This is a genomic window from Variovorax sp. ISS6, assembly GCF_056523145.1.
Genome location: NZ_JAWRZC010000001.1, coordinates 1,003,422 through 1,023,169 on the forward strand (window position 1 = coordinate 1,003,422; position 19,748 = coordinate 1,023,169).

General features: G+C 70.3%; 19 protein-coding genes. 8 read left to right on the forward strand and 11 right to left on the reverse strand.

Annotated elements, in window-relative coordinates:
- Window positions 1-4: 4 nt before the first annotated feature.
- Both AC1HIL_RS04655 and AC1HIL_RS04660 read right to left on the reverse strand, forming a co-directional pair.
- Window positions 5-946, reverse strand: a complete 942-nt coding sequence (locus AC1HIL_RS04655; protein ID WP_261212059.1) for a glutaminase — start codon at window positions 944-946, stop codon at window positions 5-7.
- A gap of 13 nt (window positions 947-959) precedes the next feature.
- Window positions 960-1,862: a DMT family transporter gene (locus tag AC1HIL_RS04660; protein ID WP_479671255.1), complete on the reverse strand. Its 903-nt coding sequence runs from the start codon at window positions 1,860-1,862 to the stop codon at window positions 960-962.
- Between the two features lie 170 nt (window positions 1,863-2,032).
- Here AC1HIL_RS04660 and AC1HIL_RS04665 point away from each other — a divergent pair, with 170 nt between their 5' ends.
- Window positions 2,033-2,359 carry a DMT family transporter gene (locus AC1HIL_RS04665; protein WP_261212057.1) on the forward strand — a complete coding sequence of 109 codons (327 nt, stop codon included), beginning with the start codon at window positions 2,033-2,035 and terminating at the stop codon, window positions 2,357-2,359.
- 19 nt (window positions 2,360-2,378) lie between these two features.
- On the opposite strand, the gene AC1HIL_RS04670 is transcribed toward AC1HIL_RS04665, so the two are convergent.
- From AC1HIL_RS04670 to AC1HIL_RS04680, 3 genes are read right to left on the reverse strand one after another with little or no spacing between them, the layout of a single operon-like run.
- Window positions 2,379-2,885: a BON domain-containing protein gene (locus AC1HIL_RS04670; RefSeq protein ID WP_296729845.1), complete on the reverse strand. Its 507-nt coding sequence runs from the start codon at window positions 2,883-2,885 to the stop codon at window positions 2,379-2,381.
- Window positions 2,882-3,391, reverse strand: a complete 510-nt coding sequence (locus AC1HIL_RS04675; protein WP_479671256.1) for a flavin reductase family protein — start codon at window positions 3,389-3,391, stop codon at window positions 2,882-2,884. The genes AC1HIL_RS04670 and AC1HIL_RS04675 overlap by 4 nt, the downstream gene beginning before the upstream one ends.
- A 30-nt stretch (window positions 3,392-3,421) precedes the next feature.
- Window positions 3,422-4,345: a LysR family transcriptional regulator gene (locus tag AC1HIL_RS04680; RefSeq protein WP_479671257.1), complete on the reverse strand. Its 924-nt coding sequence runs from the start codon at window positions 4,343-4,345 to the stop codon at window positions 3,422-3,424.
- A gap of 113 nt (window positions 4,346-4,458) precedes the next feature.
- Here AC1HIL_RS04680 and AC1HIL_RS04685 point away from each other — a divergent pair, with 113 nt between their 5' ends.
- Complete coding sequence (locus AC1HIL_RS04685; RefSeq protein WP_479671258.1) at window positions 4,459-6,450, forward strand: alkyl/aryl-sulfatase; 1,992 nt, start codon at window positions 4,459-4,461, stop codon at window positions 6,448-6,450.
- 7 nt (window positions 6,451-6,457) lie between these two features.
- Here the strand turns inward: AC1HIL_RS04685 and AC1HIL_RS04690 are convergent, their stop codons facing one another.
- A complete protein-coding gene (locus AC1HIL_RS04690; protein ID WP_479671259.1) occupies window positions 6,458-8,659 on the reverse strand; it encodes a DUF6351 family protein in 2,202 nt (733 codons plus the stop codon).
- 187 nt (window positions 8,660-8,846) lie between these two features.
- On the opposite strand from AC1HIL_RS04690, the gene AC1HIL_RS04695 reads away from it, so the two are divergent.
- Window positions 8,847-9,737, forward strand: a complete 891-nt coding sequence (locus AC1HIL_RS04695) for an AraC family transcriptional regulator (RefSeq protein WP_296729835.1) — start codon at window positions 8,847-8,849, stop codon at window positions 9,735-9,737.
- Window positions 9,738-9,755: 18 nt separating this feature from the next.
- Here AC1HIL_RS04695 and AC1HIL_RS04700 read toward each other — a convergent pair whose 3' ends face one another.
- Entirely contained in the window at window positions 9,756-10,784 is a 1,029-nt protein-coding gene (locus AC1HIL_RS04700) for an SDR family oxidoreductase (RefSeq protein WP_479671260.1), read from the reverse strand.
- 64 nt (window positions 10,785-10,848) lie between these two features.
- On the opposite strand from AC1HIL_RS04700, the gene AC1HIL_RS04705 reads away from it, so the two are divergent.
- Window positions 10,849-11,862, forward strand: a complete 1,014-nt coding sequence (locus AC1HIL_RS04705) for an AraC family transcriptional regulator (protein WP_479671261.1) — start codon at window positions 10,849-10,851, stop codon at window positions 11,860-11,862.
- On the opposite strand, the gene AC1HIL_RS04710 is transcribed toward AC1HIL_RS04705, so the two are convergent.
- The gene (locus tag AC1HIL_RS04710) at window positions 11,859-13,088 is read right to left on the reverse strand and encodes a nucleoside recognition domain-containing protein (protein ID WP_479671262.1); all 1,230 of its coding nucleotides are present in this window, start codon (window positions 13,086-13,088) and stop codon (window positions 11,859-11,861) included. The genes AC1HIL_RS04705 and AC1HIL_RS04710 overlap by 4 nt on opposite strands.
- Before the next feature lie 107 nt (window positions 13,089-13,195).
- Between AC1HIL_RS04710 and AC1HIL_RS04715 the strand changes: the two genes are divergently transcribed.
- The 3 genes from AC1HIL_RS04715 to AC1HIL_RS04725 all read left to right on the forward strand — a co-directional run bounded on the left by AC1HIL_RS04715 (window position 13,196) and on the right by AC1HIL_RS04725 (window position 17,133).
- On the forward strand, window positions 13,196-14,779 hold the full coding sequence (locus AC1HIL_RS04715) for a phospholipase D family protein (protein WP_057592389.1): 1,584 nt from the start codon (window positions 13,196-13,198) through the stop codon (window positions 14,777-14,779).
- 172 nt (window positions 14,780-14,951) lie between these two features.
- Window positions 14,952-16,436: a sensor domain-containing diguanylate cyclase gene (locus tag AC1HIL_RS04720; protein ID WP_261212042.1), complete on the forward strand. Its 1,485-nt coding sequence runs from the start codon at window positions 14,952-14,954 to the stop codon at window positions 16,434-16,436.
- An 82-nt stretch (window positions 16,437-16,518) separates the two neighbouring features.
- Window positions 16,519-17,133, forward strand: coding sequence for a TetR/AcrR family transcriptional regulator (locus tag AC1HIL_RS04725; protein ID WP_057592391.1), 615 nt, complete (start codon window positions 16,519-16,521; stop codon window positions 17,131-17,133).
- On the opposite strand, the gene AC1HIL_RS04730 is transcribed toward AC1HIL_RS04725, so the two are convergent.
- The gene (locus AC1HIL_RS04730) at window positions 17,130-17,534 is read right to left on the reverse strand and encodes a phage holin family protein (RefSeq protein WP_057592392.1); all 405 of its coding nucleotides are present in this window, start codon (window positions 17,532-17,534) and stop codon (window positions 17,130-17,132) included. The two genes, AC1HIL_RS04725 and AC1HIL_RS04730, sit on opposite strands and share 4 nt — an antisense overlap.
- Window positions 17,535-17,606: 72 nt before the next feature.
- Complete coding sequence (locus tag AC1HIL_RS04735; RefSeq protein WP_057592393.1) at window positions 17,607-18,413, reverse strand: metallophosphoesterase; 807 nt, start codon at window positions 18,411-18,413, stop codon at window positions 17,607-17,609.
- A gap of 126 nt (window positions 18,414-18,539) precedes the next feature.
- Between AC1HIL_RS04735 and AC1HIL_RS04740 the strand changes: the two genes are divergently transcribed.
- Window positions 18,540-18,713: a hypothetical protein gene (locus AC1HIL_RS04740; protein WP_172705418.1), complete on the forward strand. Its 174-nt coding sequence runs from the start codon at window positions 18,540-18,542 to the stop codon at window positions 18,711-18,713.
- Between the two features lie 16 nt (window positions 18,714-18,729).
- Here AC1HIL_RS04740 and AC1HIL_RS04745 read toward each other — a convergent pair whose 3' ends face one another.
- Window positions 18,730-19,710 carry a LysR family transcriptional regulator gene (locus tag AC1HIL_RS04745; protein WP_413761859.1) on the reverse strand — a complete coding sequence of 327 codons (981 nt, stop codon included), beginning with the start codon at window positions 19,708-19,710 and terminating at the stop codon, window positions 18,730-18,732.
- Window positions 19,711-19,748 lie beyond the last annotated feature (38 nt).

A 19,748-nucleotide genomic window follows, 5' to 3' on the forward strand; every position in this document is an offset into this window, starting at 1 on the left:
CCACTCAGAACACCGACAGCCCCGTGCGCGCCACGAACATCTCGAGCGCCTTCATGCCCAGCAGCGAGTTGCCGGTGGCATCGAGCGCGGGCGACCACACGCTGAGCGTGAGTCGGTCGGGCACCACGGCCACGATGCCGCCGCCCACGCCGCTCTTGCAGGGCAGGCCGATCGAGAAGGCCACGTCGCCCGCGGCGTCGTAGGTGCCGCAGGTGAGCATCAGCGCATTGATGCGCCGGGTCTGGCGCTCGCTGGTGATCGCGGCCTCGCCGTCGATCGGGTGCGCGCCGTCGCGGCACAGGTAGCCGGCGGCGCGCGCGAGCTGGCGGCAGCTCATGCGTAGCGCGCACTGGTGGAAGTAGGTGTCGAGCACCTCGGCCACGTCGTTGTCGAGCTTGCCGAAGCTCTTCATGAAGTTGGCCAGCGCCACGTTGCGAAAGCCGGTCTCGGCCTCCGAGCGCGCGACCTCCTCGTCGAAGCCCACGGGCTCGCCGGCCAGGCTGGCCATGAGCGCGAGGATGCGCGCCTTGGCGCTGCCGCCCTCGGCGCGCGCATGGCTCACGAGCCGGTCGGCGACCGCGATCGCGCCCGCATTGATGAAGGGATTGCGCGGCTTGCCCTGCTCGTTCTCGAGCTGCACCAGCGAGTTGAACGGATTGCCCGAGGGCTCGCGGCCGATGCGCTCCCACAGCGCGTCGCCCACGGCCTGCATCGCGAGCGTGAGCGTGAACAGCTTGGACACGCTCTGGATCGAGAACGGCGTGTCGGCATCGCCGGCCGCGGCCTCCTCGCCGTCGCAGGTGCGCAGCGCGATGCCGAACTGCCGCGCGTCGACGCGCGCGAGCGCCGGGATGTAGCTGGCCACCGTGCCGGCCTGGCCCAGCAGCGGTTGCATCGCGGCCGCGATCTCGTCGAGCACGGGCTGGAATCGGGTGGATGTCGCCATGTCGCTCGTTCCTTCAGGCGCGGCGCGCGCCGCCGCGGTTGACCAGCACGATGCCCACCGCCACGCCGGCCAGCGCGATCACCAGCTGCGGCGTGAGCGGCTCGGACAGCAGCAGCACGCCGAACACCAGCGCGAACAGCGGCGTGAGGAAGGTGAAGGAGGACATCTGCGTGGCCGGGTAGTGGCGCAGCATCCACATCCACGCGAGGTAGCTCGCGAAGGCGCCGATCACGGTCTGCAGCGCGATCGAGGTCCAGGCCCAGGCCGAGTAGTGCGTGCCCCAGGTTTCGCCGAGCAGCAGCGAGATCAGAGGGCAGACCGCGGCCGTCACGGCAACTTGGTAGAACAGCGTCTTCTCGGCGCTCGCGGTGGCGAGCCGGGTGGCGCGCAGCGTCAGCGTGGTCAGGCCCCACAGCATGCCGGCGGCCAGTGCCAGCGCGTCGCCACGCAGCTGCGACGAGGAGGTGTGGCCGAAGCCTTCGCTGAAGGCCAGCACCACGGCCGCGAAGGCGATCGCGAGCCCGGCCCACTGCAGGCCGCGCAGCCGCTCGGCCGGCACCCAGCGCGGCAGGAACAGCGAGACCCAGAACGGCGCCGTGTAGAGGAACACCGTGAGCCGCGAGGCACTGGTGAGCTGCAGGCCCAGATAGATGCCCGCGAACTCGCCCGCGAACAGCAGCCCCGCGAGCAGGCCGCCGGGCAGCGTGCCGTCGCGCTCGAACAGCGGCACCTTGCGCCAGGCGCACCACAGCCCCAGCAGCACGACCGCGCCAGCCATGCGCATCGAGGCCTGCCACATCGGCGGCACCTCGGCCACCGTGGTCTTGATGAGGATCTGCTGCAGGCCCCAGAAGGCGCAGCAGACGACGAGCAGGCCGATGGCGAGCGCGTCGAGGTGGGTTTTTCTCTGGATCATCTGTTGTTCGTTCTTCGCAAGGCGGCGCGCCCGCATCGCGCGGGGGCGCCGACGATCCTAGCGCGCGGGCGCTTCCCCGCTACCATCCGGGTTTCGTTCCCGGGTACCGCCCCTCCCGTTCCTGGTTTCGCATCCGGTATAGATGCGGGGCCCGGGAGGCATGCATGGGCATGCGGAATTTTTCGTGGCTGCTGCTCGCGGCCAGCATCGCGGCGGAGGTCGTCGGAACCATCGCGCTGCGTCACGCCGACGGCTTCACGCGCGCACTGCCCTCGGCCGTGGTGGCGGCGGCCTATGCGCTCGCGATCTGGCTCATGGCGCTGGCGGTGCGGCAGCTCGAGGTCGGCCTGGCCTACGCGGTCTGGGCCGGCGCCGGCACCGCGCTGATCGCCGTCTGCGGCGTCTTCCTGTTCGGCGAAGCAGTCACGCTCGCGCGCTGCCTCGGCGTGGCGATGATCGTGCTCGGCGTGGTCGTGCTCCACCTCGACCCGCGCTGACTCGATCCGCGCCGAGGCTTCAGCGCCCCGCGACCGGGTACGGCGGCTTGCCGCGCGTGCCCACCATCAGGTCGGGCACCACCGCCTCGACGTCGGGCAGCGCGCGCGCCGCGCGTTCGAGCTGGCGTGCCAGCGCGGGCGAGGGCACGCAGCCCTGCAGGTAGACCCAGCGCCGCTGCACCATGACCCACACGCTGCCCCGGCGCACACCCGGCACCGCCTCGAGCGCGGCGCGCACCTTGGGCGCGAGCGGCTTGTCGTAGCGGTAGGCGTTGCTGTCGCTGCATTTGCCCGCGAGCCAGCAGCTGGTGCCGCGCTCCAGCCGCGAATGGATCTGGATGCGGCGCTCCTCGGCCGTGTAGAACGGGCCTTCGGGTTCGGGGCAGCCCGGCAGTCCGGCCGAGACGCGGAAGAAGGGATCGTCGAACCAGTTCTGCTTGAGCGGTGCGGCGGCGTCCTGAGCGCTGGCCGCATGCGGCGCGGTCACGGCGCACAGCAGGGCGAGCATCGACGCCGCGTGCTTCACAAGGGATGTTCCGTGTAGAAGCGGCCGCCGTGGAATAACAGCGGCGAGGCGCCGGCGTCGTGGCTGCAGCGCTCCACCTCGCCGACGAAGATCACGTGGTCACCCTCGTCGTAGCGGCTGCGGTTGAAGCACTCGAAGCTCGCCGCGGCGCCCGCGAGCACCGGCGCGCCGCCCAGGCCCTCGGTGAAGGCCACGTCGGCCCAGCGGTCGATGTCCTTGGTGGCGAAGCGCTCGGCCAGCGTCTTCTGGCTGGCCGCGAGGATGTTCACCGTGTAGTGCGAGCCGGCCCGCAGCGCGGCCATCGAGGCGGCGCTGCGCGACAGGCTCCACAGCACCAGCGGCGGCGACAGCGAGACCGAATTGAAGGAGTTGGCCGTGAGCCCGACCAGCGCGCCGTTGGCCGCGCGTGCCGTGACGATCGTCACGCCGGTGGCGAACATGCCGAGCGCCGCGCGGAATTCAGCGGACGAGAAGGTGGGCGGCTGGGCGCGGCGCAAGATGGTCACGAGGGAGCGGGAACGGTGGAGGGCAGGGGCCTATTCTGGCGCACCCGTCCTTCCCGTCCCCGGCGCGGCCGACATCACCTCGGTCACGAAGCGGGTGTAGGCCGCCGCGGCCGGCGAGGGCGTGCGGCCCGCGAGCCTGACCAGGCCGTAGTGGGTGCGCATGCCGTCGAGGCCCGCGATGGGCAATGGCACCAGCGGCTGGGTCTCGTGGCGGAAGGCCGGCGCATCGGGCGCGAGCACCACGGCGCGCGCCGTGAGCGCGAGATGGCGCAGGGTGCCGGTGTCGTCGCAGACCAGGTTGAACACGCCGCGGCCGGCGCGCTTCGCCTGGCGCTCGAACTGCGCGGCCACGCGCGCGGGCAGCCTGGGTCCGGCGACCGGGTAGTCCATCGCCTGCTCGAGCGTGACCGAGGCCAGCCTGCGCAGCGGATGGCGCGGCTGCACGAAGAACGAGACCGGCACGTCGGGCAGTCGCATGGTCTCGAGGCCGCCCTGGCGCGCGAGGTCGCGCGTGTCGGCGATGAACAGGTCGATCTCGCGCCGGTGCAGCCGCTCGGCCAGCGTGGCGGTGTCGGCCACCTCGGTGCGCACCGAGAGCTGTGGATGCCGCTGCACCAGCAAGGTCAGCGCCGCGCGCCCGAGCATGCCGGCCGCGAACGGCCCCAGGCCCACCTGCAGGCTGCCGGCGGCCAGGCCCTCGAGCTGCAGCACGTCCTCCTTGAGCTGGCGCGCGTCGATCAGCAGTTCGCGGGCGCGCGCGAGCACCAGCTCGCCGGCCTGCGTGAAGCGCACCGTGCCGTAGGCGCGGTCGATCAGCCGGACCTGCAGGCCCTCCTCGAGCGCCTCGATGCTGCGCGAGAGCGCGGGCTGCGAGAGGTGCGAGGCCTGGGCCGCGCGGCCGAAGCTGCCCTGCTCGGCGAGGGCGACGAGGTGCTGGAGCTGGCGCAGCTGCATGACGATCTTGTGTTTTTCTTTAAATCAATCGACGTATTTTGCATTTGCCAATGGTTTGGGGGCTGCCCAGAATCGCGCCACTTTCCAGCTTCCAGCTTCGCGTCAGGCCGCACATGCATCTCCTCCACGTCTTCCCACGCGCGCATCGCGCCGCCGCCGCCTGCGCCGCGATGGCCTGCGCCATGGCCTTCGCGCAGCCGGCAACGTCCCTCGCGCCCAAGCCGCCGGAGCCCGCCACGCTGGCCGCCAACGCCGAGTTCGCGAAGACGCTGCCCTTCGCCGACCGGCGCGATTTCGAGGACGCGATGCGCGGCTTCATCGGCACCGTGCCCGACGCGCTGGTGCCCGGCGCCGGCGAGCGCCCGGCATGGAGCATGAAGCCCTACGGCTTCCTGCAGGCCGACGCGCCGGCCGACAGCGTCAACCCGAGCCTGTGGCGCCAGGCGCAGCTCAATGCGATCCACGGGCTGTTCCGCGTGACCGACCGGGTCTACCAGGTGCGCGGCTTCGACATCGCGAACATGACCATCGTCGAGGGCGACGGCACGCTGATCGTGATCGACCCGCTGCTCGCCGCCGAGACCGCGCGCGCCGCGCTCGCGCTGTACTACCAGCACCGGCCGCGCAAGCCGGTCGGCACCGTGATCTACACGCACGGCCACGCCGACCACTTCGGCGGCGTCAAGGGCGTGGTCGACGAGGCCGACGTGGCGGCCGGCAAGGTGCAGGTGATCGCGCCCTCGGGCTTCATGGAGACCGCGGTGGCCGAGAACATCCTCGCGGGCAACGCGATGAGCCGGCGCTCGCAGTACCAGTTCGGCTCGCTGCTGCCGCCGGGCGTGCGCGGCCAGGTCGACACCGGGCTGGGCAAGGCGCTGGCGCGCGGCACCGTCACGCTGATCGCGCCCACCACCACCATCGACAAGCCGACCGAGGAGCGCACCATCGACGGCGTGCAGTTCGTGTTCCAGCTCGTGCCGGGTTCGGAGGCGCCGTCCGAGATGCTGATGTACCTGCCGCAGTTCCGCGTGCTCAACATGGCCGAGGACGTGACGCACACCATGCACAACCTCTACACCATCCGCGGCGCCGAGGTGCGCGACGGCAGCCTGTGGTCGAAGTACATCGACCAGGCGCGCGTGGCCTTCGGCGACAGGACCGACGTGCTGATCGCCCAGCACCACTGGCCCACCACGGGACGCGAGCGCATCGTCGAGCTGCTGAAGAAGCAGCGCGACATGTACAAGTTCATCAACGACCAGTCGCTGCGGCTGCTCAACCACGGCTACACCGCGGCCGACATCGCCGAGACCCTGCGCATGCCCGCGAGCCTTGAACAGGAATGGTCGGCGCGCGGCTACTACGGCACCCTGCGGCACAACGCGAAGGCGGTCTACCAGAAGTACCTGGGCTGGTACGACGCCAATCCCGCCAACCTGAATCCGCTGCCGCCCGTGGCCCAGGCCCGCAAGACGGTGGAGTACATGGGCGGCGCCGAAGCGGTGATCGCGCGCGCCCGCGGCGATTTCGCCAGGGGCGAGTACCGCTGGGTCGCGAGCGCGATGAGCCAGGTGGTCTATGCCGATCCCTCGAACCGCGCGGCGCGCGAGCTCGGCGCCGACGCGCTCGAGCAGCTGGGCTACCAGTCGGAGGCCGGCACCTGGCGCAGCGCCTACCTGGTGGGCGCGATGGAGCTGCGCAACGGCGTGCCGAAGATCCCGTCGGGCGGCACCGCCAACGCCGACACGCTCAAGGCCGTGAGCAACGACCTGTTCTTCGACTACCTCGGCGTGCGCCTCGATGCCGCGAAGGCCGAGGGCAAGCGGCTGGTCATCAACTGGAACTTCACGGATTCGAAGCAGCAGTTCGTGCTGACGCTCGAGAACTCGGCCCTGACCCACATCGCCGGGCGGCAGCCGGATGCCGACGCCACGGTGACGCTGAGCCGCGCCGCGCTCGACGCCGTGACGCTGAAGCAGACCAGCTTTCCGGCCGCGGTGCTGGCCGGCAAGGTGCGCATCGAGGGCGACCGCGCGAAGCTGGCCGAGCTGATGGCGATGCTCGACAGCTTCGAGCCGATGTTCCCGGTGGTGGAGCCGCGATGAACGCGGCTCAGGGCAGGTCGGGCAGCGGCATGCCGCCGACGACGACCTGGCCCAGCGTGTCCAGGTAGGTCTGCCAGAAGCGCGTGGGCTGCTGGCCCTTGCCGGGCCGGCCGAAGTCGCACACGCCGGTGGGGAAGGCGGCCTTCAGGCGCGACCATTGCGCGTCCGAGAACACCACCGTGCCGTAGCTCGCGCGGTCGAGCGGCGCGAGCTGGCACTCGAGCACGTCGCCCGTGATGGCCTCGCCGGCCGCCATGCGCGTCGAGCCGTCGGCCAGGCCGGTGCATTCGAGCATCGAGAGCCCCGTGCCGTCGGCGCTGCCGCAACGGTCGTTGGCGCTGGCCGGGCGATGGGCGATCACCTTCTGCGCGAGCGGCGTGGCGCCGCCGTCCCGCTCGATCGCGCCGAGCCAGGCATCCATCGTGTCGTAGGCCTCGCGCTGGCTGCCGGCCTGGTACCAGATCGCCTGGTTGGCGTGGCCGCCGTTGGCGCGGTCGAGCCGCGCGCGCAGGGTCCACGAGCGGTGCTGGTGATGGATGCCGCTGATGTCGAGCGTGCGGATGTCGATGATCGCCACCTGGCCCAGGCCGTTGGCCTGGTTGAACGAGCCCGAGCGGTACGAGGCCTCGATCGCGCCCGGATCGGCCGCCACGCGCGGCGCCTGCGGCGCGTAGTCGATGGTGTGCGAGCCGATGTTCGCGTTGAGGTCCACGAACTGCTCGGCGCTGATGCGGCCCGCCTTCAGCGCGAGCAGGCCGTACTGCAGGCCCACGTTCGAGTAGGGCCGGTTCGCGAAGCCGTCGGGTCGCTTGCCGAAGATCGAGATCGCCGAGTCGGCCGAGGTGCAGCGCGCGCCGCCGGAGTTGAAGGTGGCGTCGTAGCGCGCGCCCGGGGGCGCGTCGCAGCCGCCGAGCGCGGTGGGCGAGGTGCCGGGGATGTTCGCGATGTTGGTCGCGTAGGGGTTCAGGTTGTTGTTGAACTTGTAGAAGTCGATCCACTCGGTGCACACGGCGGTGTTCAGGTGGCCCGAGGCGGCGGCCTGCTGGTCGGGCGTCCACGCGGTGGCGGTGCGGCCGAAGTAGTTGCGCAGCAGCGCGCAGTCCTCGACCTCGTTGCCGGTCGATCCCGCGTCGGGGAAGGAGGCGCCGACGATGATCCCCTGGTAGAGGCCCGGGTAGGCGTTGGCCATCCACTGCTGGGCGATGGCGCCGCCCGAGCTGCCGTAGCCGAAGGTGTAGCGCAGCTCGCCGTAGGCCTCGACGACGCGCTCCTTGGCCATCATCGTGGCCTCGGCCTGCACGGCGATGTTGCAGTTGTGGCCCGAGTCGTTGAGCGACACGGCCAGCACCGCGAAGCCGCGCGAGAGCGCATCGCGGTCGAGCACGCGCTGCGAGGACAGGGCGTTGGACTGGCCGTAGCCGTTGCCGCAGCCCGAGCCATGCTGGATCAGCAGCTTGCGGTTCCACGCGGCCTGCGGCTGCCACGGCGCCCAGGGCTTCGCGGGATCGAACAGCACCGCCACGTCGTAGTAGTCGCGGTCCTGCACGCCGGTCTCGATGCGCACCACGAAGGGCACGGTGCGGCCCTGGTCGGTGGTGGTGGTGGCGATGTCGGCCGGCGGCCGGGCCGGGTCGTAGGGCTGGAAGCCCGCGACGGCCGGATCGCTCGACAGGTACTTGAAGCTGTAGCTCACGGGGCGGTTGCAGTCGGCGTCCTGCGCGCCGGCATCGCAGGCCCAGGGCTGGATCTGCGGGCCGTAGAGGATGCGCCCGCCGTTGGCGTGGTTGGTGATCACTAGCGACGACAGCGCCGTGTCGCCGGCGCGCGCGGTCAGCAGGTGGCGGCCCTCGCTCATGCCGGTGACCAGCCCCATGAAGCGCTCGCCGGGCCGCATCGCGAACGCGGACGACACGTCGGTGCCGTCGAGCTCGATGCGCAGCGCGCTCGCCGCGATGCCCGCGGCCGGCACGATCTCGACCAGCGCGTCGCCGCCGCTGACGAGGTCCGCGCGGTTCGACAGCACCTTGATGTCGGCCGCCTTGGTCGTCGTTGCGGGCGGCTGCGCGGGGTTGCCCGTGCTCGCGGGCGGAAGGCCCGCGAAGCGCGCGCCGCCATCGCCGCCCCCGCAGCCGGCAAGCAGCGCGCCGCCGCCGATGCACCACGCCGCCAGCAGCACGCTGCCGCGGCCGCTCCATGTCTTCTCGCTCATCGTGTCTCCAGGTATTGATTGGCGGCGCGATGCTAGGCAGCGCGCGTGGCCATGGCTTCCACGAAACGGCGCGGCTTTTCAGAATCTTGCAATTGCTTGCGGGCGCTGCGGGCAAACCTGCATGCCCGCGGCGGGCCGTGCGCCGGACACTCGTGTTTTCCTTCCCCGACAGAAAGACAAGACGCCCGTGCAGACCTTCGCCGAGCGATTCGACACCACGACCGCGTCCCGCACGAAGTTCGAACCCGAGGCGGTCCTGCTGCAGGACCAGGGCCTCTGGCCCGGGCTGCGGCTCGAGGAGTGGCGCGGCTCGGGCGGGGAGATGCCCGAGACCGTGCTGTTCCAGCACGGCGTGATGCTTCACCACGAGGCACTGACCTCCGCGCGCATCCACTGGTCGGGGCACCGGCCGGTGACGGGCGACTTCGCGCCGGGCAGCTTCGGCATCTTTCCCGCCGGGCTGTCGTACAGCGGGCATGCGCGCGGCCGCTGGCGCGGCGTGGTGCTGGGTCTGACGCCGGGCCTGGTGCAGGCGGTCTCGAGCTCGCCGGGCGCGAGGACGGTCGAGCTGGTGCCGGGCAACGGCATCCGCGACGGCTTCGTCTGGCAGGCCAGCCTCGCGCTCGCCGCCGACATCCGCGAGGGCTATCCGGGCGGCGCGATCTACGGGGAAAGCATCGCGGTGGCGCTGGCGGCCTACCTGCGGCGGCACCATGCGGCCGATCCGCGGCTGCAGGTCGAGCGCATCGATGCCGGCGACGCGCTGCGCCGGCGCGTGCAGCAGTTCATCCTCGACCAGTTGCACGAAAAGCTCACGCTCGCCGAGATGGCGGCCTTCGTGCAACTCGATGTCTATTCGTTCGCGCGCTGGTTCAAGCGCGCCTTCGGCATGCCGCCGCACCGTTACCTGATGGCCGCGCGGATCGCGCGCGCGAGGACGCTGCTGTTGCGCACCGAGCTGAGCCTGGTCGAGATCGCGCTGCAGTGCGGCTTCAGCAGCCAGAGCCACCTGTCGAGCGCGTTCCGGCGCTTCGCCGGCATCGCGCCCGGCAGCTACCGGGCGCGCGGGAGGGAATGAGGCGGCGGCGTGCGCCGCTCACGCCTTCAGCAGCTGGAGCCGCACCAGGCTCTCGGCCGTCGCGACGATCGCTTCCTCGGCCGAGCGCGGATTCCATCCGAGCAGCCGGCGGGCCTTCTCGCTGGTGGCGTTCATGTTCAGGCCGAGCATCGGCACGACGGCCTTCATGCGCGGGTCGGTCTTCGCGCCGAGCCGCACCAGCCAGTTGGGCAGGGCCCGCGTCGACACCTTCTGCGCCGCCGCGCCCATGCGCTCGCGCAGGATGCCCGCCACGTCGGCCAGCCACAGGCTCTCGCCCGCGATCGCGAGGAAGCGCTCGCCCTTGCCGGCCGGATGCGTCATCGCGAGCAGGTGCAGGTCCGCCACATCGCGCACGTCGACGAAGCCCGAGTTGATCTTGGGCGAGCCGGGCTGGCCGTCCATCATTCCCTTGATGATCTGGATCGAGTGCGAGAAGTCGGCGCCGAGCGCGGGGCCCAGCACCGCGGTCGGGTTGACGGCCGCGAGCTCGAGACCGCGGCCTTCCTTCTCGACGAAGGCCCACGCGGCGCGCTCGGACAGCGTCTTCGACTTCTGATAAGGCGCGACGTCGCCCGCGAGGTTGCTCCAGTCCTCTTCATTGAAGGGCCGGCCCATCGGCCCATGGCCGACGCCGACCGCGCCGAAGGCCGAGGTGAGGACCACGCGCTTGACGCCCGCATCGCGCGCGGCGCGCAGCACGCGCAGGTTGCCGTCGACGGCCGGCCGGACCCAGTCCTCGTCGGTGGCATAGCTGCCCGATGGCGTGGGCGAGGCGCCGTGGATCACGTAGGTGCATCCCTTCGCGGCCTCGGCCCAGCCGGCGTCCGCGCCCAGGTCCGCGACCACGAAGCCCAGCCGCTCGCCCGGCTCGGCGCCGCCCGTCCTGAGGTGCTCGCGGACCTCCGCTTCCCGTGCGAGCGTGCGCACGGTCGTGCGGACGCGAAATCCCTGGGCCAGCAGTGCGAGGATGCAGTGCTGCGCGATGAAGCCGGTGCCGCCGGTGACCAATACCAAAGCCTGTTCCATGTCCGTTCCTTGTTCGTCCTTGATTCGAGATGGGGAACGATATTTCGAGGGGGTCGGACTGTGAATGCTTGGGAGTACGCTTTGCTTGCGCGATAGTACGAAGATGAGCGCCGATCCCTTCTCCGACATCCTCAAGCTGACCCATGCGCAGAGCCTGGTGACCGGCGGCTTCACGGCCGGCGGCACCTGGGCCATCCGTTTTCCGGCGCCCGACAAGATCAAGTTCTTCGCCGTCGTGAAGGGCCACTGCTGGGTCCGCATCGAGGGGGAGCCCCAACCCGCGCGCTTCGAGACCGGCGACGTGGGGCTGCTGTCGGCGCACCGCTGGTCGATCCTGTCCAGCGATCCCGAGGCCGAGCCCGTCGATGCCATGGGCCTGTTCTCGGGCGCGGGCCGCTCCTCGGCGCAGCTCGGCGACGGCAGCGAGTTCGCGCACATCGGCGGCCATGTGCTGCTCGATCCGGTCAGCGGGCCCTTGTTGCTGAATGCGCTGCCGCCGTGGATCCATGTCCGCGCGTCGGCGCCGCAGGCCCCGGTGTTCCGCTGGCTGCTCGATCACCTGATGGAGGAGCGCACGCAGGCACAGCCGGGTGCGCAGCTCGCCGCGGCCCAGCTCGCGCAGCTGCTGTTCATCCAGATCCTGCGCGCGCACCTGGGAACCTCGGGGCCACTGGTCGCGGGCTGGCTGCGCGCCCTGAGCGAGCCGCGCATCGCGCCGGCCCTGCGGGCGATGCACGACGATCCGGCGCGCGCCTGGCACCTGGAGGAGCTGGCCGGCGCCTGCGCCATGTCGCGCACCACCTTCGCTTCGCACTTCAAGGCCGTGGCCGGCATCGCTCCGCTGGGCTACCTGACCGAGTGGCGCATGCGCCTGGCCGAGCGCGCGCTCGGCGAGGACGACACGCCGGTCGCGCTCGTGGCGCAGAGCCTGGGCTACAGCTCCGAGAGCGCGTTCAGCCATGCCTTCAAGCGCGTCACCGGGAGTTCGCCGACGGCCTATCGGCAGGCGCTGCGCGCGGGGGCGAGCCGTGCCGTGGTGGAACTGCCGGGCCGCGAGGCGGTGCCGCAGGAGTCCTAGCCGAAGAACCAGTAGCAGACCGCGATCGCCGCGATCACGCCGGCCAGCTCGGCCAGCAATGCGCAGGCCACCGCATGCCGCGCGCGCTGGATGCCGACCGCGCCGAAGTACACGGCCAGCACGTAGAAGGTGGTCTCGGTGCTGCCCTGGATGGTGGCGGCCACGAGCGCGGGGAAGCTGTCGACGCCCTGGCTCTTCATGGTCTCGATCAGCATCGCGCGCGCCGCGCTGCCCGAGAAGGGCTTGACCAGCGCGGTGGGCATGGCGTCGACGAAGCGCGCGTCGAAGCCGCCCGCGTCGACCAGCCAGCGCAGGCCGTCGAGCGCGAGGTCGAGCGCGCCCGAGGCGCGCAGCACGCCGATCGCGCACAGCATCGCGACCAGGTAGGGCAGCAGGTTCTTCGCGATGTCGAAGCCTTCCTTGGCGCCCTCGATGAAGCATTCGTAGACCTTCACGCGTTTCAGCGCGCCGGCCAGCAGGAACGCGACGATCACGCCGAACAGCACGAGATTGCCCAGCAGCGAGGAGAGCGCGGCGATGGCGGCGGCCGAGAGCGTGCCCAGCAGCGCCATGAAGCCGCCGAGCAGCAGCGCGCCCGGCAGCAGGTAGGCCAGCACCACCGGGTCCCACAGCTTGAGCCGCTGCGCCACGGCCACCGCGAGCAGCCCGACCAGCGTGGAGGCGCTGGTGGCCAGCAGGATCGGCAGGAACACCAGCGTGGGATCGGCCGCGCCCTGCTGCGCGCGGTACATGAAGATGGTGACCGGCAGCAGCGTGAGCGAGGAGGCGTTGAGCACCAGGAACAGGATCTGCGCGTTGGTGGCCGTGACCGGGTCGGGGTTGAGCCGCTGCAGCTCGCGCATCGCCTTCAGGCCGATCGGCGTGGCGGCGTTGTCCAGGCCCAGCGCGTTGGCTGCGAAGTTCATGGTGATCAGGCCCAGCGCCGGATGGCCGGCCGGCACGCCGGGCATCAGCCGGCGGAACAGCGGGCCGAGCATGCGCGCGAGCCAGCCCACGAGGCCGGCCGCCTCGGCGATGCGCAGGAAGCCCAGCCACAAGGTGAGGGTGCCGAACAGCAGCACCATGACCTCGACCGCGAGCCTGGCCATCGCGAACAGGCTCTCGACCAGCGCCGCGAAGACGGCGGGGTCGCCGCCGAGCAGCCAGCGGCCGAAGGCGGCCAGCGCCGCCACCAGGAAGAAACCCAGCCACAAGCCGTTGAGCACCCTTTTCTTACCCCTTTTCTTAGCCTTCTCTTACCCCGCATGCAGCCGTGCCGCCGCGCCGATCATAGGGGTGCCTTTCGTCATCGCCGCGAGCTACATTTCGAGCCATGCCCGCCACCCCGCTCCGCCGCCTCGCCGCGCTCGCCCTGTGCGCGACTGCATGGCTCGCGGGCTGCGCGAGCCTGCCGCCACCGCCACCCGAGAAGCCGCCGACCCTGGCCTTCACCGACGTGGCGCAGACCGAGCTGGGCCAGCTCGCCTACAAGGACGCGCCGGGCGGCAGCGAGACCCCGCTGTCGGGCTTCCGGCTGCTGCCCGAGGCGGCCTTCGCCTTCGACGCACGTATCTCGCTGGCGCGCCATGCCGAGAAGTCGCTCGACGTCCAGTACTACCTGATCCAGAACGACGACGTCGGCCTGCTGTTTCTCAAGGAACTGCGCGAGGCGGCCGCGCGCGGCGTGCGCGTGCGCCTGCTGGTCGACGACCTCTACACCGGCGGCGCCGACGAGGTCTTCAGCACCTTCTCGGCCTTCCCGAACGTGGAGGTGCGGCTGTTCAATCCACTGCCTTCGCGCGCGAGCTCGCTGGCCACGCGGCTGGCGCTGTCGATCACCGACTTCGGCCGCATCAACCACCGCATGCACAACAAGCTGCTGATCGCCGACAACAGCTTCGCGGTCTCGGGCGGGCGCAACATCGCCAACGAGTACTTCATGCGCAGCACGGCGGCGAACTTCATCGACATGGACGTGATCTCGTGCGGCCCGGTGGTGCGCAAGATGTCCGAGGGCTTCGACCGCTACTGGAACAGCCCGCACGTGCGCCCGATCGAGAACATCGCGCCGCTGGCCATGACGCCCGAGGCGGCGCAGCGCCGCTTCGACGAGATCGCGCGCACCGCCGTGCCCGACGTGCCGATCCGCCCGCGCGACATCCTCGACAAGTCGCCCGTGGGCGAGCAACTGATCACCGGCAAGCTCGACCGCTACTGGGCGCCGTTCACGCTGTTCGTGGACGATCCCGAGAAGATCGCGCGCAAGCCCGAGCTGGCCTACCGCGGCAGCGTGACCGAGGGCGCGCTCGGCGTCATCGACTCGGCGCAGCACGACGTGAAGATCGCCTCGCCGTACTTCATCCCGGGCGCGCGCGGCATGGCGCAGATGAAGAAGAACGTGGCCTCGGGCGTGCGCATCACGGTGATCACCAATTCGCTGGGCGCCACCGACGAGCCGCTGGCCTACGCGGGCTACGAGCGCTACCGCGCCGACATGCTGAAGATCGGCGTCAACATCTTCGAGATCGCGCCGCTGCTCAGCGGGCGCTCGGGCCAGTTCGGCGACTTCGGCAAGACCATCAGCCGGCTGCATGCCAAGCTCGCGATCGTGGACCAGGAGCGCTTCTTCGTCGGCTCGATGAACCTCGACCACCGCTCGGCCGCGGTCAACACCGAGATCGGGCTGGTGATCGACAGCCCCGACATGGTCAACGACTACGAGCGGCTGATGCGCACCACCGCGCGCGTCAACATCGGCTACCGCCTGCGGCTGGGGCCCGACGGCCGCCGCGTGCAGTGGCTCGAATATGACGACGCGGGCGGCGACATCGTCCACGAGGACGAGCCCGGCGAGTTCATCTGGCTGCGCTTCAAGAACTGGCTGCTGCTGCCGATCGTGGGCGAAGAGCTGCTCTGAAGGGCCGTCACGCCGCCCGTGCAGAATCCCCGGCGGCGGGCTCGCGCCGGGTGCCTTCACAGGGTAATAATTAAGTCTAAAGTCCCTGGCGCCTTCCGCTCCGGGCCCGATCCTTGCCGGATCGTCGCGGCGGCGATGCCCTGTCCCGTCTCTTCTTTCGAAAGCTTCACGGATGGACCTGACCGACGCGACCGATGCCGCTCCCGTCGACGATCTTGACGCCACCTTCGACCTGGCGCCGGTTTCGCTCTGGATCGAGGACTACAGCGCGCTGCGGCGCATGCTCGACGGCTGGCGTGCGCAGGGCGTGAGCGACCTCGTCGCCTTCCTGGCCGAGGACCCGCAGCGCGTGCGCGACTGCATGGCCTCGCTGAAGGTGCTGCGCGTGAACCGCCACACGCTCGAGCTGTTCGCGGCCGAGAGCCAGGCGCAGCTGCTGGGTTCGCTCGACAGCGTGTTCCGCGGCGACATGTCGGCCACCGTGGTGCACGAGCTCGACCAGCTCTGGCGCGGCCAGATGCGCTTCGAGAGCGAGACCGTGAACTACGCGCTCGACGGCCGCCGGCTCGACGTGCGGGTGCGCGCGCGCGTGCTGCCGGGCCACGAGGAGCGCTGGGACCGCGTGCTGGTGGCGCTCGACGACGTGACCGAACGCGTGGCGGCGCAGCGCCGGCAGGCCGAGAGCGAGCGCTATGCGCGCAGCCTGTTCGACCACTCGCCGGTGTCGCTGTGGGTGGAGGACTTCAGCGCGGTGCGTGGCCTGCTCGAGAACCTGCGCGCGCGCGGCATCACCGACTTCGCCACCTTCCTCAAGGTGCACCCCGAGTTCGTGACCCGCTGCATGCAGGAGATCCGCGTCATCGACGTGAACCACGAGACGCTGCGCATGTTCGGCGCGCCCGACCTGGGCACCCTGCTGGGCAGCCTGCCGCGCATCTTCCGCGACGAGATGCGCGAATCCTTCGCCGAGCAGCTGCAGGACCTGTGGAACCACAAGACGCTGCAGCAGCGCGAGGTGGTCAACTACTCGCTCGCGGGCGAGATGCTCAACATCCACATGCAGTTCGCGGTGCAGGAAGACCGCCTCGACAGCTGGGACCTGGTGCTGGTCTCGCTGGTCGACATCACCGCACGCAAGAAGGCCGAGGCCTACCTCGAGTACCTGGGCAAGCACGACGTGCTCACGCAGCTGTGCAACCGCACCTTCTATACCGAGGAGCTCAACCGGCTCGCGCGCAAGGGGCCGTGGCCGGTGTCGATCGTGGCGATCGACCTCAACGGCCTGAAGCAGCTCAACGACCAGGAAGGCCACGCCGCCGGCGACACCATGCTGCGGCGCATGGGCGAGGTGCTCGCCAAGGCGGTCGACGCGCCGTCCTGGCCCGCGCGCATCGGCGGCGACGAGTTCGCGGTGCTGATGCCGCAGACCGACGAGCGCGGCGCCGAGGCGATGCGCGAGCGCATCCTCGTGCTGCTCGAGCTCAACAACCAGTTCCATGCCGGCCAGAGCGGCCATGCGCTGAGCCTGGCGATCGGGCTGGCGACCTGCCATGCGGGCGATTCGCTCGAGGCCACGCTGCAGCGCGCCGACCGCGCGATGTACGCGGACAAGGCACTGCACTACAAGGACAGCGTGCACGAGCGCCGCGGCAGCTGAGACCGCGACGGAATTCCTAGACCGGCTGGTAATTCCGCGTGCGGGGTGTATGCCGGGCGACGCGCGAGACTAGAATTTCGGCATGACCGTTCCGACCGCCAAGCCTTCGTTCAAGGAGCAGATGCTGGCTGCGCGGGAAGAGGCCATCGTGCAGACGGCCAACCGGCTGCTGGCGCAGAAGGGCTTCGAATCGATGACGGTCGACGAGGTCGCGGCCTCGGTGGGCATCGCCAAGGCCAGCCTCTACAAGCATTTCCCGAGCAAGGAAGACCTGGCGGCCGCCGCGATGGTGCGGCTGATGCAGCGCACGCTCGACATGCTCGCGGCGCTGCCGGCCGACGAGCCGCCGATCGGCAAGCTGCGCGCCACGGTGCGCTGGGCGCTCGAGCTGCAGCTCGCGGGCGAGATGCCTTCGCTGCCGCACCAGAACTCCAGCCTGCGCGCGACCCTGCTGGGCAACCGGGGCTACATCGACCGCCTGGTGACCATCAGCGACACCCTCGGCGGCTGGATCCAGGCGGCCCAGGCCGACGGCTCGATGAATCCGAAGCTGCCCGCGATCGGCGTGCTCTACACGCTCTATGCGCGCGGCTGCGATCCGGTGCTGGGCTTCCTGCAGGGCGGCGGGCAGCACAGCGACGCGCAGATCGTCGAGTTGGTGCTCTCGACCTGCTTCGACGGCCTGGCTGCGCGTTAGAGCCAGTTGCCGGTGCCCTGCGGCATCTGGATCGTGGTGGCGGGATCGCTGCCGCCGACGAAGGCGCCGATCAGGATGCTGAGGATCGAGACGAACAGGCTCGCGAACAGCGCGGTCCAGAAGCCCGAGACCCGGAAGCCGCGCACCAGCGCCGCCACCAGCAGGATCATCAGCGCGTTGATCACCAGCAGGAACAGGCCGAAGGTCACCAGCGTGAGCGGCAGGGTCAGCACGATCAGCAGCGGCTTCACGACCGCGTTCGCCAGGCCCAGCAGCAGCGCCGAGATGACCAGCGCGCCGGTGCTCTCGAAAGTCAGGCCCTTGAAGATGTGGCTTGCTATCCAGAGCGAGAGCGCGGTGATGGCCCAGTGGATGAGGAAGGGAGCGAGGTTGTCGAGCATGCGCGGGCGGCCGGTGGCCGGAGGGCGGTTGTTGGAGGAGGAGTGCGGGCCATCATATCGGCGGCCCCCGGTTCAGCGGACCTCGATCAGCAGTTCGGGCCGGAAGCCCTCCTGCTCGCCCTTGCTGCGGTAGCCCAGCGGATTGGCCACCACGCGGCAGCCGTCCTTCACGTAGTCGAAGGCGCAGTGCAGGTGGCCGTGCAGCCAGAGGCTGGCTTGCGGCAGCAGCTCGTCGAGCGAGTTGCAGAAGCCCGCCGTGCCGGGCGTGAGCCCGTAGCGCGGATCGGCGCTGGCCAGCGAGGGCGCGAAATGGGTGATGGCGACCGTGGTGCCGTCGAAGGGCTGGGCCAGCGCCTCGCGCAGCCAGGCCTGGCATGTGAGCCCTTGCTCTCGCAATTCGGCCGACAGGAAGGGTGTGCCGTTGCGCCGCGAGGACATCTTCTCGAGGTAGAAATCGGCCGCGCGCATCGCCTTGCCGCGCTTCTTGAGCGCCTCGGCGAGGCCGTCGGTGGGCGTCACGAGCGCGTCGAAATCGGCCCACAGCGTGGTGCCGATGAAGCGGATGCCCTCGATCACCAGCGTTTCGCGCTCGAGCCAGAGGATGCCGAGCTCCTCGCACAGCGCGCGCAGCCGAACGTGGGTGTCGTCGAAATCGAGGTTGTCGTACTCGTGGTTGCCCGGCACGTAGATCACGGGCGTCGGCCAGCCCTTTTTGGGCGAGAAGCGGCCGAGGCCGAAGTCGGGATCCTCCAGGCGCGAGCCTTCCTGGTAGGAGCCCACGTCGCCCGCGAGCACCAGCAGGTCGGCGCCCGGCACGGGCTCGGCATGGAAGCGCGGATGGGATTCGAGATGCAGGTCCGACAGCAGCTGCAGTTTCATCAGGGTTTCTATCTAGGTGGATCAGTCTATGCGCATCACGCATAGATGTGGCATTTTTTAACTAGGGTTAACCCCTAATCTATGGGGCATCAACCACTGCAGCGCAGCCAAGAGCCGCGCACCATCATGTTCAGCCTCATTGCCCAAGTGGCACGTTTCTTCCGTTCCTCCGCCCATTCTGCGCCGGCCAGCCACGCCGCGGCGCTGATGGAAAGCGCCGACGTGCGCGCGGGTCTCGACGCCCACCACGCGCAGGAACTGCGCGGCGCGGCAGCCGCCTGGCTGCGCGTGGTCCGCTGAACGGCCCACTGCCGTTTCAACCGGGCACCTTCTGCCCGAGGATCGAGCCCGCGAAGGCTGCCGCCGCCGAGCGCAGCAGCGACTGCCGCAGCCATTCGTGCGAATGGGCGTGCTGGGCGCGCCGGTGCCAGATGGCATCCACGTGCACCGGCGGCTGGTCGAAGGGCAGGTCGCGCAGCACCAGCTGGTCGCCGATGCCCGTGACCGTCACGAAATGGCGCGGCAGCACCGTCAGCAGATCGGTGGTCGCGACCACCTGGCCGGCGGTGAAGAACTGGTTCACCGTCACCACGATGCGCCGCTCGCGCCCGAGGGCGCCCAGCGTCTGGTCGATGAAGCCGTAGGGCCGGCCCGAGAAGCTCACCAGCAGGTGCCGCGCGGCGCAGTAGCCGTCGAGCGTGAGCGGCTGCTCGGCCAGCGGATGGCCGCGGCGCATCACGCACACGTACTGGCCCAGGTACAGCCGCTGGGTCTCGAAGGGCACGCCCACGCCCGACTGGCCGCGCGCCGCCAGGCTCGCGATCACGGCCGGAAAGTAGCCGATCGCCATGTCGACCTCCTCGTGCTCGAGCATGCGGCGAGGGTCGCGCGTGGTCAGCGGCAGCACCCGCATCGAAATGCCCGGCGCCTCGGTCTCGGCGATCCGCACCAGGCCCGGCATCAGCTCGGCCGCGGTGGCATCGGCCATGGCCAGCAGGAAGGTGGTGTCGGCGGTGCCGGCATCGAACTCGCCCGGCGCCAGCGTGTGCTGCAGCTGGCGCAGCGCGTCGCGCACCGTGGGCCATAGCGCCAGCGCGCGCGGCGTGGGCTCCACGCCGGCACCGGCGCGGCGCACCAGTTCGTCGCCGAGCACCTCGCGCAGCCGCCGCAGCGCATTGCTCACCGCCGGCTGCGTGATCGACAGGTTGCGCGCGGCGCGCGTGAGGTTGCGCTCCGCCATCACCTCGTCGAAGACGCGAAGCAGGTTGAGGTCGAGCGTGCGGAAGTTGACGTCCATCAGTCTTGTGAATGATAAACATCAGAAAGATAAAGTGG